This is a genomic window from Leisingera caerulea DSM 24564, assembly GCF_000473325.1.
GTDB lineage: Bacteria > Pseudomonadota > Alphaproteobacteria > Rhodobacterales > Rhodobacteraceae > Leisingera > Leisingera caerulea.
Genome location: NZ_AXBI01000020.1, coordinates 292,591 through 308,550 on the forward strand (window position 1 = coordinate 292,591; position 15,960 = coordinate 308,550).

A 15,960-nucleotide genomic window follows, 5' to 3' on the forward strand; every position below is an offset into this window, starting at 1 on the left:
AATTTGTACATCCGATCCACAAAAGCCATGCCGGCAGCCGAATCCGCACTCCGGCTTGGCAGAACGGCCATCCGGAGGGCTGCGCGCCTCACCGCAAAGGTTTAACGCATGCCATAGGCGCTTCGCCCGGAGAGAACATCAAGGTAAGGATCCAGAGCTTCTCCGATGCTCTGGGGATCGGCGTCAATATCGCGCAGCGCCCTCAAGAGCGCCTCACCCGCGCCGTCGCCCATCTCATCCGGGTCGAGGTCATCTGCATCAAAGATATGTGTTGCTCCGCCGCGGGAGCGATCAGCCAATGCGTCAGCAATAGCCATTTCCGGCAGCAGAACCGGCCAGCCGGTTTCAGAGTGCCCCATGGGGCAGCACCAGTTCAGCAGCATGTCGAAATGCTCCGGCCCCCGGCAGCGGATGCGCGCCCCTGTCAGCACCGCCGTTGTCCGCCCACGGACCAGGATCTCCGGCATTCGCTGGATTTGGGTCGTCCATCCGGCATCCGCAACAGCAGATGAGCCGCCGACGATGAAATCGCACCCAAGGTGATTGCGCATGGAGTGTCTGCTCAGAAGCTGCATCCCACGGACTCTCCTGCATCTCCTGGCGCTGCCTCAAGCGCCATTTCTGAAACCATGCCCTGACCGATCGCAAACTCAGCTTCGAAATCGCCGAACAATTGCCGCAGTCGGCCGGTCTTTTCCAGCTCAGCCATCTCGGCTTCACTGAACCACCGCGCCATATTCTCGCGGTACCCCTCGAAGTCAACACGCCCCTCCGTCACCAGGTCCCGCGCAAGCCCCTGGTGGATCTCTTGAGCCGTGCGGCCGTAGATCCCCATCGTCGCGCTGAGCGCATCTTCGCGGTCATCGTCCGGGCTGACCAGCGGATGGAGGAAGCCCAGATCGTGAATATCGCGATGCTTCAATGCCGGCCGCTGCGCCATTGCAACGATTTTGTCTGCCCAGATCGATCGCGGAGTTGCGGCAAGCAGCTCGCTGCGGGAAACGGTGCCGCCCATCTCCGGCCGCGTGACTTCTGCAGAATATGCAGCAATGCGTTCTGGCGGGCAGATGTAAAATTCGACTTTCACTTTCACTGCACCAAGGTAGCCCGGATGCTCCCAGCGGATCTGCAGACGATCGACATCCCCCATTTTCGGCTGCGGGTTCGTCATCTTGCTGGTCAGCGAGACGCTTGAGCCAGGCATGATCAGAGAAGAACGCAGCTGCAGGGCAGCCTCGATATTCGCAGACCTTGACATGAGTTTTCGCACAGTTTCCGGCGCCCCCATGAAGTCCAGGTCTTCCGACCACCTGGGAGATCCATGGATGATCGAAAGAGATGTTCCCCCATGGAAAACGAGATTGGCGCCCAGCTCGTCAGTCTTCATGTAGTGGCCGATTTCCTCCAGCGCCCGCAACTGCAACTCCTTGGAGATGCGGATTTTCATATCGCTGGTCAGAGGCTTCCGGTTCAGCCTGATCATCTTGTCGACCACTTTGCTCGTCCTTTTTCTGTTTTTCTTCGCCTCTCCGGGCGATACCTGCCTGCCGGCCAACCGGCGGCATCATAGAATGGCGCTGCGCCGCGCCGCATCACATGCCGGGGCCTTCAGCGCCCTCCTCAAGGTCAGCCATCCGGTCACTCAAAACGAAGATGTGGTCCGTCAGCGCGGCAAAATCCACGTCCTCCTCCTGAAGGTCCAGCATCGCAAGAACGCGCTCGCGCGTATTGATGACCGGATCATCCGTCCGGTCTTCATAGTTGCGCCCCGGCCGCAGATTGTCTCCGGTCACGCCCGCATCCCGCATGATCTCGGCGATTGCATCGTTGAGGTCCTCTGCGATCTCCAGCTCACCCGCCTGGCGAAGCTGTTCAGCTGAGGTTCCGAAGGCGGGAAGGATCTTGTGAACGATATCATCAACCCGCTCATCAAATTGTCTCTCCGCATGACTGCTCATTTTCAGGGCTCCATTTCCGAATTGCTGTTCAAACCTGCGGAGGGATGCACAAAGGCGATCGCCTCCTCCACCGCATCGCGGCTGTCTTCCTCCACCCAGTAGATCTCCCCGGGCTCACCGTCATTTACAGCCGAGAAGGCGTAATCCGTGTCCTCATCGTAGCCCCAGCTCTGGATCTGCAGATCCGGAAACCGCTTAGCCAGCGCTTCGATGAATGCATGCGGAGAGGCGTTGACCGTGTCGAAGCGGACGGTAAAGCCGCCCTCTTCGGTGATCAGAAAAAGGGCGTCGTCAGCGTGCGCCCGGGTCCCCCAATGCTTCTCATGCCAGGCGGCCGGGTTGGAGTATCCGGTGGCATCAACGCTTCTGGCGAGAGCCTCGCCCGCCTCAAGAATGCCCGGGTGGTCCTGTTCCGCTTTGCGGCGGGCCTCATCATATGGCAGTCCGCCATAACCGTGGCGCTCCAGCACGCTGATCCTTGTCCGGGAGAACTCCGGCGGCATCAGATGCTCGAACGGATCCTCATGAGAGGTCAGGGCAATGTAGTCGACATCGCTTGAAGAGAGCGCCAGGGCAAGATCGCTCCGCCCCAGGAGCCGCTGAGGGACAGCTGCCGTGATATCCAAAAGCGGGACAACCCCCGCAAAAGTCAAAGGGCACCAGGCTCCGTATCCCGGCTCCCCAGCCCGAACCATCTTCAGCGCCTCATCAGCGGAGCGCCCAGTCAGGATGCTGGCGAGCCGCCCGAGATCCTCTTCAGAAATGGCCCCGCTGGATGCCGAAAGAGAAATGCGATTTGTAACCAGATTCCCCATTTTCAGAACTCGGCCCCGGCAGGCCCGTAATCTTTCTGCCGAACCGTTGCAGGGAATTCCTCCCGAAGGCGGCGGGCCAGGCTGTCAATCTGGTCTGAGCAATCCAGAGAGCGCGCATGGCGCAGAATGGTCCGATGCAGATCTCCGGCGTCCTGCCCCTCATCGATCTCGATGTCTTCCGCAAGATCAGCCAGCTCCAGCCGAGGCAGGCCAACGGATGCGCCCGGAATGCTCTCCAGTTCGTGCTGCAGGGCACGTACCACATTGGGATTTCCCGCATCGCAAATCTTGCGGGCCAGGACGGATGCAAGATCGATCCGGTCAGCAGGAGGCAGCGCCAGAATGGCTTCAGCTTCGCCCAGCTCCATTTCCCAAGAGCCGCGAAGGGGAAGCTGGTATCCGGTCCGGGTCCGCTCATCCTGGATGTCAAAGGCTGAAAACGCCTCCAGGGGCGCCCCGGCCGACACCATCATCAAGAGCCCCTCACCATTGAGGGTGCGCCCGCTTTCCACCCGAAAGCCCTCCAACCCGCGGCTGGCCAGCGCAGCCTCTGCAGCACGCGCCTCACCGGGAAGGTCGAAGATCATGAAACTGGGCCGTCCAGCACCTTCGAGCTCACCGCGCAAATCAGCGATATTGCCCCCATGCACCAGCAGCTGCTCAGCGCCAGGTTCCAGCGAATACCCTGCCGGCAGGCCCTGGGCCTCGTTGCCCGGTTTGAGCCAAAGGGGGATCATGTCTGCGGTTCGGGTCAATGCGGTCACCTGCGCTCTCCTGCTTTCTGATAGCCTAATGTTTTTTCGCGAAAATTCACGACAATCATTGCAAGCCGCATGCGGCCTTAGAAGCAGGAACGGCTGCCAATTCCGCCCCAGTATCTCCGGATAGGATTTTCAGCGCAATACTTTTTCGCATAACGAAAAACGCCGCCCGAAAGGGCGGCGTCTGTTTGTCAGGTCCCGGAGGAATTACATGCCGCCCGGAGCCATGTCGGCTTCCGGCGCCTCGAAGGAAGCGAACTGCACCTTGGCACCCTTTTCGATGCCGGCGACGTCCGGGAAGCGCTCCTGCAGCGCAGCCGCGGCTTCGTCGGTTTCCAGTTCCCAGGCGCGGCCCAGCTTGGTGACGGTGACGTCGGCACCGCCGGCGGTCACGGTGCCGCCTTCGGCAACGGAGCCTTCGATGACCGGGACGCGGGTCTTGTCGCGCTCGATCGCAGCCGCGCGGGCTTCTTCGGCCTTCGCAGCTTTTTCTTCTTCGGTCAGCTCTTTTTTCGGAGCGCTGGCGCCCTTGGCCGCCTTCAGCTCATCTTCGCGGGCCTTGCGGCCTTCTTTGCCGAGCGCGATGTCGCGGCGCGCCGCTTCGCGGATCTTGGGCTCGACTTCTGCCATCTTGGAGGTCTCGATCTCCCACTGGGAGCCCTTCCAGATGCCGCCGGCTTCCTTGATCGCGGCCTGCGCATCACGGTAGTTGAACGGCGTGAAGATGTAGGTTTTCGAGGGGTCCTTGGAGCCCGCAGTGAAGCCGATGTTGTCTTCCAGTTTCTTTTTCTCGTCAGCCATAATGTCCTCCGTGGGTGGGCTGTTCAGGTTGATCGTCTGCCTACAAGGGTAGGAATCAGGCGTGAAAATTGAAATACCTTTTTCGCATTTCAGGGCCCGGCCGGTGCAGTTTCCTCCGCCTCAACAGCTTCCGGCGCGGGCTGCGGGCGCTTAGAGCGTTCGATAAGGATCGCTGCCGCTTTTGGGTTCATCGCAGCAACCAGGTCGCGGGCGCCTTTTTCCCGGAAAATAACCTCTGGAGAGGGAGATTTCCCGAATTGGCCGCCCATGATGTAGCGCCACTCTTCCCAGGCGGCTTGCCGCCTCTCAGGAGACTGCCACTCCATGCCGATGACACCTTTCCAGGTGACATTGAGCGCCGCGTCTGAGTTGAAACCGGATCCGCCGGCCAGCTTCCATTCCTGGATTTCATTGAAATTGATCCAGAGGTCACCGTCTTTGAGCTTTTTGAACCACTCGGCTTCCGCATCCTTGCACTCTTGCGGCGGGACGGCATTCGACATGGCCCGGTGCTGAGTGATGGAGAAGTTCCGGCAGGCCTGCCCCACGGTTTCTCCTTTGACCGGGCTGAGCTCGATCGTGGAATAGCTCTTGGAGGCATCCGCATTCTGAACAGAGAAGATGAAACAGCCCGCTTTCTGCGCCTTGCCGAGATACGCCCGGCCCACGCAGTGCTTGAGGCGGGAAGATTCCCTGCGCATCATCTCAAAGCTCGTCAGATTGCGGATGACCAGCCCATTGCTGGCCTGGAATGCATCCATCAGGCGGGGGAAGCTGTCTGCCCCATAGTGAGCAAATTGCCCCTCTGGCAGAATGTCGTCCTCCGTTTCATAGCCGGTTGCCTCGATGAGAGTTGGGATCCTGGAGGCATACCGGCGCGCCATCTCCAGCAGTGAGCCAGCGGTGTTCTTCGTCTGGCCGGTGCAGATGGCAGTTGCAACCTTGGTGGCCCAGGAGAAGAACTCGTTTGAGACCTCCGGCACCGCCTCGCCTGTTCCATCGATGGAATTCAGCGCGGTTGGCAGCACAGCCGTTCGGGAAAAATCCTCGATCGCCTCGATCGCATCAATGGTCGACAGAGCAATGGCCCGGCGGTCAAAATCGGCCGGATCGAAGTCTGCGGCCTTGGCCAGGGTTGCGTGGAAAGCTTTCCAATCCCCCTTACAGGCTGCGAGTGTCTTGGACACAGGAATGCCGAGGGCATTTTCCAGCGGGATTGCACATCCCGCGAGCACATCATGATAAATCAGCCAGGACGCATCATCCTGCGGCATCCGGTCAGGCGGCAGTTCAGAAAGATGCTTGAGGGCGACATCCAGGCTGACAGTGCCGGATACCGTGAAGCGCCGCAGCCGGTTCACGCCGAGCGCATCCTCGCCCCTGGTTTCCTCACCTGCCTCAAAGAGCCGCCCTACAGGCAGCCCTTTCGAGAGCTTGCCCAAACGCTTCAGTGCCGCTTTGCTGAGGTGTGTCCGCTTGATAAGCAATGGCTGCAGGGACTCGCGGTTGTCGACGGCCCGGGCGAGGAGAGGATTGTCCGCGATCATCCCGGCAAGCACCGGAAAGGAGGCCGCGGCCTGGGCCCGGTCACGCGCAGTTTCACCTGTTGCGGAAGCGTACCAGTGAACCGCACGCGAGCTCGGGCGCTCCACCGCTGAAAGCGCTTTGCGGGCGGCCTCGATATCACCAGCGCTGCCGGACGGAATGTGACCAAAGACCTGAGCGATCGCCTTGCGCACCGCGAGAACCTGAAAGCCGGAAATCGGGGCGCCGACCTGATGGGAGGAGGTCCGGATGGGCGTATAGATGCCGCCGGTATTCTTCATGAAGCGGTTGCTCACCAGCCAGTCGGCCTGCTCCGAAGTCAGGTCGACGCTTTCATCTTCGGACACCTCAGGCGCGGCTTCGCTTTCGGACTTGCCGGGTCCAGCCAGGAAACTCTCCCACTCGCTGAGCTGCTCCCGCATGGACATGGCCTGTTTCTGGCCAATCACGGTTCCGCGCAGGTTGGATGAGGCGATGAAAGTCCATAGCGCCATGCTGCCAACCGTTTCCGGCGTGATGGCAGCATGCTCCAGCGCCACCGGCCTTACTGTCGGCAAGCCGCCATGCGCCGGGCTCGCGGCGTATCCGGAGAGCCTTCCGGTTTCGCTCTGCCAGCGCAAAATCATCCACGATGGATCCTTGCCGGATCCAGCCATGTAGATGTCGGCCCCGTCATCACGGGGCCGGAATTCAGTTTGGAGCTGCATTTCTTATCTCCACTCGACAGTTTCAAAGCTCAATTCTTCAGCCTCTTCTTCAGGCTCGACGGCCGCCTCATCATGCCCTTGCGGGCATTCCTGATGAGCCGCCGCTTCTTCGCCGGCCTCAGGCGCGGCATCGAAGCTGTGTTCCGTTGCGCCAGGCTGATCGACTTCGTTGATCGCGCTGTTGATCAGGTTGCGGAACTTTCCGTCCGTCAGCAGCGGCACATCGAGCGCCTCAAGGATGGCCAGTGCGCGCTGGCGCTCCTCATCGCTTTCAAAGCGGATGTGAACGATGTGGTCCCCTTTGGTGCCCGGGCGGCGGTACGCCTTGGCTGGCGCTTCAGAACGTGCCGGAAGAGGCTTATTGTACATCAGCTCGTAGAGCCCCGGACGCTCGGCGTAGAAGTCATAGGTCGTCCGGCGCAGCGGCAGCATGTCCAATTTGAACGATCTTGCGGTGACCGTGAGGATCAGCTCCGCATCATTGCGGTCGCCCATGCCGCGGTTGCCGCTTACGGCGCCCCAAGCCTTTGCAAGCCCCTCTTTCTCCACCAGGCCATCTTCCGTGAGGAAGCGATGCACGAATTTCGAAGCGACGCGCCCGTTGGGAATGGTCACCGGCAGATTTTCCATGTTGACCTTGGATTTGTTCACGACAATCCCGCGATGCACATGGTCGTCCGTATCCCGGTAGAGGGAGACGGTTCCGAGATCGTGGCGGGCGGCCTCGTTGATGGCCTGCAGGATGTTGCCGGACAGGACCTGCACCGGCAGACGGCGGGTCATGAGGCTGTCACGGTCGAATTCCTCGAGGTAGCTTTCCTGGAAGCTTTCCGAGAGGCCCGGCCGGAAGAAGATGCGCTCCATGTCGATGCTGAGGATCCGCGACAGCGAAGTCGTTTCCGGCTTGGCCATGCCCGGCGAGATGGTCTTGATCTTATACGCCGACGGAATGTCGTAGAACATGGGATCGTTCGGCGGCACCAGGCCGACGATGGTCCGGTTGGTGGACGCTTCAACATCGAATTCGGTCGGGAACCGCAGTGAAACGCCCGGCTTCATGTTCTCCAGCAGCCATGCGAGATCCGTGAACCGGGAATGGCGGACGCGGAATTTCTGGCCGACCGCGCCCGGGTTCTCCAGCGCATCTTCCATCGCCACCCCTTCCGGCAGGAACGGCCGCATCAGGATGGGGAGGTTCTGGTAAATGCGGTCTGCCCATGGCTGGAAGCCGTCGGCACCATAAAGGCGGCGGCAGGCTTCTACCTCGGTCACGAGCTTGTCACCGCTCCAGGCCTCTTCATTGAAGTGGTGGATCCCGGTGTGGATGTAGAGCGGCGAGAGGAAGGCGGAGGTGTCCAGATCCCCCTCTTCGGTTTCCATGCCGGAATAGATTGTCGTGGCACGGACTTCGACCTGCCCATCGAGCTGTTTGGGGCGCAACGGGTTTGCATTGCGGCTCTCGAGCTCTTCGATCAGCGCATCGAACTCCATCCGGATCCGCTGGACCAGGTCATCCTGCTCCCGTGCGGTCAGCATGATGGAACGGGCGAGAACCTTGTTTGACAGAGAGTCGATGTCGGTCTTGGCAGTGCCGGACCCGGTATCGACCGCCTCGTTGCCGCGGTTCTGGTTCTGCGGGTCTTCGGCGAATTCCGGGAAGCCAAGGCGGCGGGACAGAGCCGGCATGGACATCAGAACGTTGCGGGTGGCCTCATCGCCAACCTTGTTCAGAAGATCCGGCACGTCATCCAGCAGAAGCGGATGCGAGCGGTTGCCATCAACCGATGCGCCGAGCGACCGCAGTTTGCGGTTACGCTGCTGCAGGATGCGCATTTCCGGTGTCAGGCCGGTCATAACGGATTTGACACGCGGGTTGTGAACCTGGCCATAGCGGTTGCCGCGGCCCTGGCTCTGCACGTATTTGATGACGTCAACAGGCGCTTCCAGCTCCAGCATCGTCCGCGGCCGCTGGTCGGCAAACTTCGGAGATGCGTGGTAGCTGCCACCGGTCGCGCCGGCAGAATTGTAGATCAGGACGTCCAGGCCGCCAGCGTTGAAGTTGTCGACAGTCTCACGGCGGTTGCGCCCCTGACGGCGCTGGATGCGGTTGTCCCGGTAGCACAGCGTGCGGCCGGAGATCTCCCCGACGGTGACACCATTCTGCTCCAGTTTTTCAACCAGCGCATCAATCGGCGAAACCGGAAGGCTGTCCGGAATTTGCTCGATCTGCGCATCGATCATCTCAAAGGTGCGCGCGATATCCGGGTAGACCTCACGCGCATCGCGGAACTCCCCTTCGATTTTCACGCGATACATGCTCGCATGAATACGGCGGATCTGGTCCTTCAGGGTCAGATCAGTCGCCGCGTTCATCGCTTCGACCGAAGTGCGGCCATCCGGCCCTTTCGACAACTCCTGCAGCAAGCTGGTGTTCGTCGAATGGAAGGTGATCAGCGGCTTGCGGCCTTCAGCGATTTCCTGCAGCGCGTCATCGACCACCTGATCGATCTTGATCGCATTCATGGTGATACGGGCCAAGTTCGCCAGAGGGGAGCCCAGTGCAATGGAATACTGGTTCATCTCATTAGTCATGGCCCGCGCCGCTTCACGGGACATCCCCTGCCGCAGCATACCCATGTAGGCAGCCGACTGACGCCGTCCGAGATGCTCCCCGATCTGGCCCGAGCACTCGATCATCAGCTCAACGACCGGCGAGAAGGTGTTCATGATTTCCTGGTAGCGCAGCATCTGCTCGTCGTCGGGCAGAGACACCTGGAAATCGATGTTCGAGAGATCATGGTCGCGCCGCAGAAGAACACCGTCTTCAGCCAGCATGGTGGCAAAAGCCTCCTGGGCGACTTCACCGCCCGACACCATGTTGTCCAGAAGCTCATCGAGGCCAGCATCCGAAGTCTGCGGCAGCAGAGGCTTGTAGAGGTTCATGCCCGAAGGGTCGCGCGACGGCGTTGCGGTGCCGTAGACCACGTTGGCCGGCCCGACCTGGTCCAGCATGTTGCGGACATTGCGCCCCTGCCGGGATTTCGGGTTCAGCGCATTATGCGCCTCATCCAGAATGATCAGGGTGCGCTCATCCACGGCGTTAGCAGCCCAGATCGAAGACGGGTCATCCTCCGCGCCACGGAAGGAAGAGTAGGTGCTGATGATCAGGTTGTTTTCCTCAGGCCATGCCTCAGAGGAAAAGATCTCCTTGCGGCGCGCGGCCGGCGGAGACGTCAGCTCCTGAACAATCTCCTCCCCGGTTTCGGGGTCGATAGTGACATCCCGCATCCGTGTGTTTGCGGTCATGAACAGCGTGCGGCATTCAGGCCAGGCGCCTACATCCTTCAGATCGCGGCCGACATCGGGCGCATTGATTTCGGCACTCTCAGTCAGGTAGAGAACCTTGTTGCGCGGATCTGCGCGCAGATGCTCACGGGCGATTGCGGCCAGAGAGCGCCCTTTGCCCACGCCGGTCTGGTCGGCAAGCAGGAAGCCGCGGCCGCGTTCGCGGGCGTTCATGCGCATGGCAACCGCATCCACCTGCTCCGCAGTCAGGATGTCGCCAAGGCTATCGATCGACTGGCCGAGTGCGGCGGCAACAACCCCGTCCACGCCCCCGCGGTCTTCAAAGTCGCGGCGAACCCGGTCAAGCGCCTTGGAGGTGGCTCCCTCCAGGGCAACCGGGATCATCGTGAAGGGTTCCTTCACGGAAGACAGCGGCTGATAGGGCTTCTGACGCAGGTTTTCTTCACGATCATCCTCAACATCCTTCGCGGAGGCTTCCACCCCGTTGTGGAAATCGCGGATCCTGGCCTGCGAGCGGGAGATCTCGCGCTCCAGGTTCATCAGATCGTCTGTGGTCAGCACGGAGAAGGTGCGCAGCGCAGCCTGCGGCAGAGCATCCAGTGGCTCCGGCCGGCGCTCACCGATCAGCATGATGGTTGATGGATCGCCGTCCTGCATCCCATCCGCAACGGCGGAATTGATTTCGGCCACCACCTCGAGCGCATAATTCCGGCCGACTTCGGCGCGCAACTTCTGCATGGCGTCACTCGAGGCGCTCAGAGGAACGCGGAAAATGGTCCGGCCCGCTGCCGGGCGGCGCGCGAGGACGTTGGAAGCGTAAGCACTGAGGCCGTCGGCAGGCATGCCGCCCAGGTCATGAACCTGGAGCGGCGCATCATCACGGCTGATGCGCGGCATGGCGATGCGCAGGTCATCCGAACCGCGGAAGTCGACCGCGGTTTGACCGCGCACAGCCCGGCGCATGAACGCGATCATCGCTGGCGAAGGCGACAGAACGGAGTCTGGTTCGGACTTCGCCGAAAGAACAAAGCCGGTTGCTGTTGCGATCCGCAGCGCAGCGATGAATTTGTCCCTGGAGGCGTCGTTCTCGATGGCAATGGCAGAGATTTCGCGCAGCATGTGGTAGCGCACCGCCGCATAGACCTCGTCCATTTCCATATCGAGCTGCCCGTGCGGACCCGGCTCGCAGGCGGCTTCAACGACACGGCGGTAATCTGCAGAGTGAAGGGTGCCCCGCGAGCCCATGACGACCAGGCTTGAGGCGATCACCTCAAGGTCTTCCTTCCGCCCCGCACGCAGGAACAGGGTTGCGTTCTCGCCCTCCCCCTCGTGAACAAAGCTGCTCCGGCCGTCTGCCTGGTTCACCCTGCGGAAAAAGCGGCCGGTGCCATCCCGCACAACTTCCTCGCCGCGGATGTTGAGGCCGATCGTTTCGATGTTCTTCGGATCCGGCTGATGGATTTTGGTTTTCGCAATTTGCGCAACAGCTGGCGCCCGTTCGGACAGGTTGATGGTCCATTTGTCGGACAACAGGACATCACGGTCAACCGCAAAGGTCTCACCGCCCAGGGCCGCCGCAAGGGCGTTTGCGCCGAAGGGGATTTTCCCATCCGGGAACAGCATCCGCAGGGTGCCCCGCGTTTTCAGCTCGGTGAAGCCGAAACTCAATGCTTTTTCGCGGATCGTTTCAGCAAGATCCCCTTCGGTGGTGCGCAGCAAGAGACCTTTGGCGCCACCCGGCACCAGCACGCGGCGCAAGATTGCGGCGTTATCGGCAAAACCCACCCAGGCTACAAGGTTCGCACGGTTATTCTCTGGCTGGTTCTGAGTTGCCATATCGATAATCCCTCAAGGTGCTTTGATCAGCGTCGTTTCAGATTTTCGCGTTTCGGGGTGAAAACAGCAAGCCGCTCGGAAGGGGAATAAATCAGGAAAATAGCAATGTTTGTGAAATTCTTTTTGGGGCAAGCGGCAGGCTGCTACAGATGCAGGGCGGCCTTGCGGACAGACATAAAAAAAACCGCCCGAAGGCGGTTTTTCTTTTTCGCATAAAGACCCTGTATCAGGACATTGGCTCGTTGCCGATTTCGTTCAGCATGTCGTCGATGCTTGCGGCTTCCTCGGCCTGGGCTTCCGCCTGTTCCGCCGTCTGCTCAGCCTCGTTTGCAGCAGGCTTCTCAGCTTCAGCCGACTTGGCGGCGGGCGCCTCCTCTTTGGCTTCAGCAGTTGCGACCGGCGCTTTGACCACGGCCAGAACCGCGTCGTGCAGTTCGGTGGCATAGGCCGCACGCAGCTCATCGCAGCACTTCAGCGCCGGATAGGGCGAGCCGTAGCGGTTGGCTTCGTGAGTCTTGGCCGCGAAGAAGTCGCTGCCGCCGTCGAACTTCTGCAGGTGGATGGACGCGTTGTTCCAGGTCATCGAGGGGTGCTTCACCAGCGACACGCCATTGGCCTCGAAGAAGTCCTTCAGGTCGGTGTCGGAAACACCGCGCCAGCCGTCTGCGTGGAACGACGCTTTGGCATCTTCCTTGGCGGAGGACAGGAACGCATCTTTCAGGCGCTCGGCGTATTCAGCCGCGATTTCCAGGTTGCCATCACGGTCCTTGCGGGCCAGCGCGCCGGACAGGCGGATACCCAGGGACGGAGCTTCATAGGCATAGGGGTTGACGGTCATGATCCGGGCTTTTTCGCCAGCAGCTTCGGCTTTCTCGATCGAGGCCTTGGTTTCCTCGGCCGACTTCGGGCCGACGGTGATGTTGCGGACGGGCACGATGGTCAGGCCCTGGGTCGACAGGATATTGCTGAAGATTTCCTTCGCTTCCGGGTCCAGATCCTCGATCAGGCTCGCGGCGAATTCGATCGGGTCCTTGTGGACATAGGTGTCGCCTTCACGCTTGCCCGGCAGATAGTAGGACATGGTCGCGAAACCTTCGGAGGTATCGACAACCATCGCCGAACGGCTCGAAGCGAAGGCGTCGGCCAGCGCGTCGCGCATTTCGTCCAGGCTGGTGACCTTCTGCTCGTTGTCGCGCTTCAGCACGCGCAGAGAGATGATCGGCTGATCGTTCGAGTTCGTGCGGCCGGTGTCGTAATAGGACACCTGCTGGTCTGCCAGCAGCTCGTGCTCATCGCCGGGGTTCTTGATCCAGGCGTTGGTCCATTTCGACTTGTAGGTGCCGTCGTTCTGCGCCGAAACGGAGTCAAAGCGCAGGATGCCGCCGACGGGGGTGTAGGAGGAGGTCTGTGCCTTCGATTCCTTCTCGAAGTCCTTGACCTTCTTGTTGCCGGGATCGATGTCGATCTCCTGGCCGGCGATCGGGCCGCTCAGGACCTCAACCTTGATGGTCTTCTCGCCGTACTCGAGTACCTTGCCCACCATATTGGCGCTGCCGCGCAGCGTGCGCGGGGTGTTCTTACGCATGGACTTGTTCAGGGCTTTCAGCAGGGTCGACATTTAGGTTTTCCTTTTTTCGCATCAGTAGTCGTCCTAACGCGGCACAAGGCCGTCGTTGACAAGGCGAGAATTAATCAGGTTCAAGAAAAGCGCAATGCGAAAAATATTCGTTGAGATGTTTTTTTCGCAAATTCGCCCCGGCCGCGCGGGCCGGGGCGATCACCGCAGATCACGCGGTCTGTTTGCGGCGGCTGCCGCTGGACTTCTTTGCGCCGCCCATCATCTTGTCGATGAATGCGGAACAGTCCTTCATGTTCTTCTTGACCGCTGCCGGCAGGTCCACATTGTTTTCTTCGGCAAGCTTGGTGGCAAAGGCGAGCTGTTTTTCGGATGGCGGCCGGGGCGGCGCCTTCTTCATCGCGGCATCAATCCAGGCCGACAGCGCCTTTGAGGATTCCTTGGCATCGTCCGGAACCTGCGTGCCCGCCTCGCCTGCAAGCTTGGCGGCCAGGGCAAGCTGCTTCTCCGAGGGCGGATAGGTTCCGCCTTGCCCCGCGGGGGCGTTCGGGTCACGCTTGGGAAGATGCTCTTCAAGGAATGCCCGGCACACGGAAGCATCCGTTGTGCATTTCGCAGGAAGCTTGATCTTCTTGCGCTCAGAGACTGCCTTTGCCGCAGCAACCATCTTGGGGCTTGGCTTCACCGTCTTGCCGATCGTGATGCTCACCGATCCGGACGCGTTGGTGATATTCTGGATCTCCTTCTTTGTCTCCTGGAAGATTTTCTCCAGGGCATCCTCTGCGGCCAGCCTCCCCTGCTCCACGAGATCGAAGATCGTCTCCCAGATCGCTGTGCGTGCCGGATCGACGACATTCGGGCAGGCTTGCATGAGCGCTTTGTAAAGCCGCATGCCGCCCTCTGTCGGGATGAAGCTCTTACCCTTCATCTTGACCTGCCCCTGCTCGATGAGCCCCTTCACAACATCACCGCGTGTCGCGGGTGTTCCGATGCCCTTGGCCGCCTTAAGCCGCTCGCGGTTCGGGCCGGGCGGCACCAGGCGCCAGGCCTCCTGCATCAGCTTGATCAGGCTGCCTTCGGTATACCGCGCAGGAGGCTTGGTCGTCACAGTGCGCAGCTTTGCGCTTTCGACGTTTCCTTTTTCGCCAGCATTGATGGCCGGAAGCTCCTGCTCGCCATCTTTCGCAGATGAGCCCGCGCCGCCAAGGATCTCTTTCCAGCCTGGAACCAGCGGGACCCGCCCGGATGTCCGGAAGTCCCAGTCATGCCCTTTCCAGGGGAACCGCATCTCGATGGTGGTTTGGCGGTACTCAAAATCAGGTGCCAGCGCCGCAAGGTACTGGCGGACGATGACATCAAACAGTTTCGCTTCATCCTGCGTCAGGCTTGGCACGGTCGCAGCGAAGCTTTCGGCCGTATTGACGTTGGGAATGATCGCATAGTGAGACAGCCCCTCGAGGGCCTTGTTGGAAAAATGCCCGCTTTTCCCTTTCCGCACTTGCGGAGACTGCAGGAGCGGCTGATGACGGCCGAATTCCGGCAGGCGCAGGAGTGCCGGCACCAGCTTGGGAATGTCCGCAATGTTGTTTTCGGGAAGGTATTTTGCTTCACCGCGCGGATAGGTGATCAAGGTTCGTTCTGAATAGAGCTTCTGAGCGATTTCCAGCGTCTTCTCACCGGTCCAGCCGAACTTGGAGGAAGCGGTCGACTGCAGGGCGGTGAGATCGAACAGCTTCGGAGGCCCTTGCCGCTTCTTCTCCGACTTAGAGCGCAGGTCGCCCTGAAAGCCCACAACCGCGGCACGCAGACCCTCCGCGATATCGCGCTTCATGATGCGGCCGGACGTGTTTTCCTGCTCCTGCAGAGCTGCCTGGTCTTCAGTCAGCTCCTCTTCATCCTCATCCTCCGCATCTTCGATCTGCTCTTTGAGAAGCGATTTCGGAAGCTTGGAGCAGGTCAGAGTGAAGGCGCCAGCGGCCACCGAGGTCTGAGCGTCGACTTCGAACATGTCCTGCGGCTGGAAGTTTTCAATCTCCAGCTCGCGTTTGCAAATAATCCCGAGAACCGGGCTCTTCACCCGTCCGATGCCAATAGCGCCGCGCGAGCCCGGATCCTTGAGACAGGCGGTCGCGGTACGGGTCAGGGAGAGGTTCGTGGTCTGGTCGGCCTGTTCCCGGGCCTGACCGGACATGTAAAGGCCCCTGAATTCTGAGTTCGGCCGAAGGTTTGCAAATGCCTGCTGCAGAGACTTCGGATCCTCGGCGTTGAAGATGCAGCGCAGCACCTCTCCGCGAAACCCGAGATACTCGACGATCTCATCCCCGATCAGCTGACCTTCCCGGTCGCAGTCAGTTGCGATGATGATGCGGCTGGCGGAACGTGCCGCGCTGCGGATTGCGTCGAGCTTGGCCTTCGTCTGAGGCACCGGCTTCTTCTCATAAAAGCGCCCAGGCCACAGAAGCCCAGGGCGCCATTTCCCCGCCCATTCCTCACGAACCTCATCAGGCTCTTTCAGAGTGAGGATGTGCCCTTGCGCGGGCAGCACCTGGCCGAATTTGGAACCGACAGCCCGCTTGATCGCCTGGGCTTGTGTCCCTTTTTCGCAAATTACAATCGAAGAACTCAATCGAACACTCCTTTTCGCCCGCGCGTCAG

The 15,960-nt window shown here is 60.5% G+C and carries 10 protein-coding genes; all 10 read right to left on the minus strand.

Annotated elements, in window-relative coordinates; all coding sequences use genetic code 11:
• Positions 1-101: 101 nt before the first annotated feature.
• The 10 genes from CAER_RS0105115 to CAER_RS27550 all read right to left on the minus strand — a co-directional run bounded on the left by CAER_RS0105115 (position 102) and on the right by CAER_RS27550 (position 15,931).
• The gene (locus tag CAER_RS0105115) at positions 102-575 is read right to left on the minus strand and encodes a hypothetical protein (protein ID WP_154667686.1); all 474 of its coding nucleotides are present in this window, start codon (positions 573-575) and stop codon (positions 102-104) included.
• Positions 563-1,495: a nucleotidyl transferase AbiEii/AbiGii toxin family protein gene (locus CAER_RS0105120; RefSeq protein ID WP_027234346.1), complete on the minus strand. Its 933-nt coding sequence runs from the start codon at positions 1,493-1,495 to the stop codon at positions 563-565. Before CAER_RS0105120 ends, CAER_RS0105115 begins: the two co-directional genes overlap by 13 nt.
• A gap of 97 nt (positions 1,496-1,592) precedes the next feature.
• On the minus strand, positions 1,593-1,958 hold the full coding sequence (locus tag CAER_RS0105125; RefSeq protein WP_027234347.1) for a hypothetical protein: 366 nt from the start codon (positions 1,956-1,958) through the stop codon (positions 1,593-1,595).
• A 2-nt stretch (positions 1,959-1,960) separates the two neighbouring features.
• Positions 1,961-2,584, minus strand: coding sequence for a hypothetical protein (locus tag CAER_RS0105130; protein ID WP_154667687.1), 624 nt, complete (start codon positions 2,582-2,584; stop codon positions 1,961-1,963).
• A gap of 191 nt (positions 2,585-2,775) precedes the next feature.
• A complete protein-coding gene (locus tag CAER_RS0105135) occupies positions 2,776-3,537 on the minus strand; it encodes a hypothetical protein (RefSeq protein WP_154667688.1) in 762 nt (253 codons plus the stop codon).
• Between the two features lie 204 nt (positions 3,538-3,741).
• Complete coding sequence (locus tag CAER_RS0105140) at positions 3,742-4,335, minus strand: hypothetical protein (RefSeq protein WP_027234350.1); 594 nt, start codon at positions 4,333-4,335, stop codon at positions 3,742-3,744.
• An 89-nt stretch (positions 4,336-4,424) separates the two neighbouring features.
• Complete coding sequence (locus tag CAER_RS0105145) at positions 4,425-6,587, minus strand: PcfJ domain-containing protein (protein ID WP_027234351.1); 2,163 nt, start codon at positions 6,585-6,587, stop codon at positions 4,425-4,427.
• A gap of 3 nt (positions 6,588-6,590) precedes the next feature.
• Positions 6,591-11,729, minus strand: a complete 5,139-nt coding sequence (locus tag CAER_RS0105150) for a strawberry notch C-terminal domain-containing protein (protein WP_027234352.1) — start codon at positions 11,727-11,729, stop codon at positions 6,591-6,593.
• Between the two features lie 226 nt (positions 11,730-11,955).
• Entirely contained in the window at positions 11,956-13,347 is a 1,392-nt protein-coding gene (locus tag CAER_RS0105155) for a hypothetical protein (RefSeq protein ID WP_027234353.1), read from the minus strand.
• Positions 13,348-13,516: 169 nt separating this feature from the next.
• The gene (locus tag CAER_RS27550) at positions 13,517-15,931 is read right to left on the minus strand and encodes a DNA topoisomerase (RefSeq protein WP_051357702.1); all 2,415 of its coding nucleotides are present in this window, start codon (positions 15,929-15,931) and stop codon (positions 13,517-13,519) included.
• Between the last annotated feature and the right edge of the window lie 29 nt (positions 15,932-15,960).

What these genes read in the sequence shown, in the direction of transcription:
- CAER_RS0105125 (WP_027234347.1), bottom strand. Translation starts at nt 1,958, where the DNA reads ATGAGCAGTCATGCGGAGAGACAATTTGATGAGCGGGTTGATGATATC.
- CAER_RS0105140 (WP_027234350.1), bottom strand. Translation starts at nt 4,335, where the DNA reads ATGGCTGACGAGAAAAAGAAACTGGAAGACAACATCGGCTTCACTGCG.
- CAER_RS0105155 (WP_027234353.1), bottom strand. Translation starts at nt 13,347, where the DNA reads ATGTCGACCCTGCTGAAAGCCCTGAACAAGTCCATGCGTAAGAACACC.
- CAER_RS0105115 (WP_154667686.1), bottom strand. Translation starts at nt 575, where the DNA reads ATGCAGCTTCTGAGCAGACACTCCATGCGCAATCACCTTGGGTGCGAT.
- CAER_RS0105145 (WP_027234351.1), bottom strand. Translation starts at nt 6,587, where the DNA reads ATGCAGCTCCAAACTGAATTCCGGCCCCGTGATGACGGGGCCGACATC.
- CAER_RS0105150 (WP_027234352.1), bottom strand. Translation starts at nt 11,729, where the DNA reads ATGGCAACTCAGAACCAGCCAGAGAATAACCGTGCGAACCTTGTAGCC.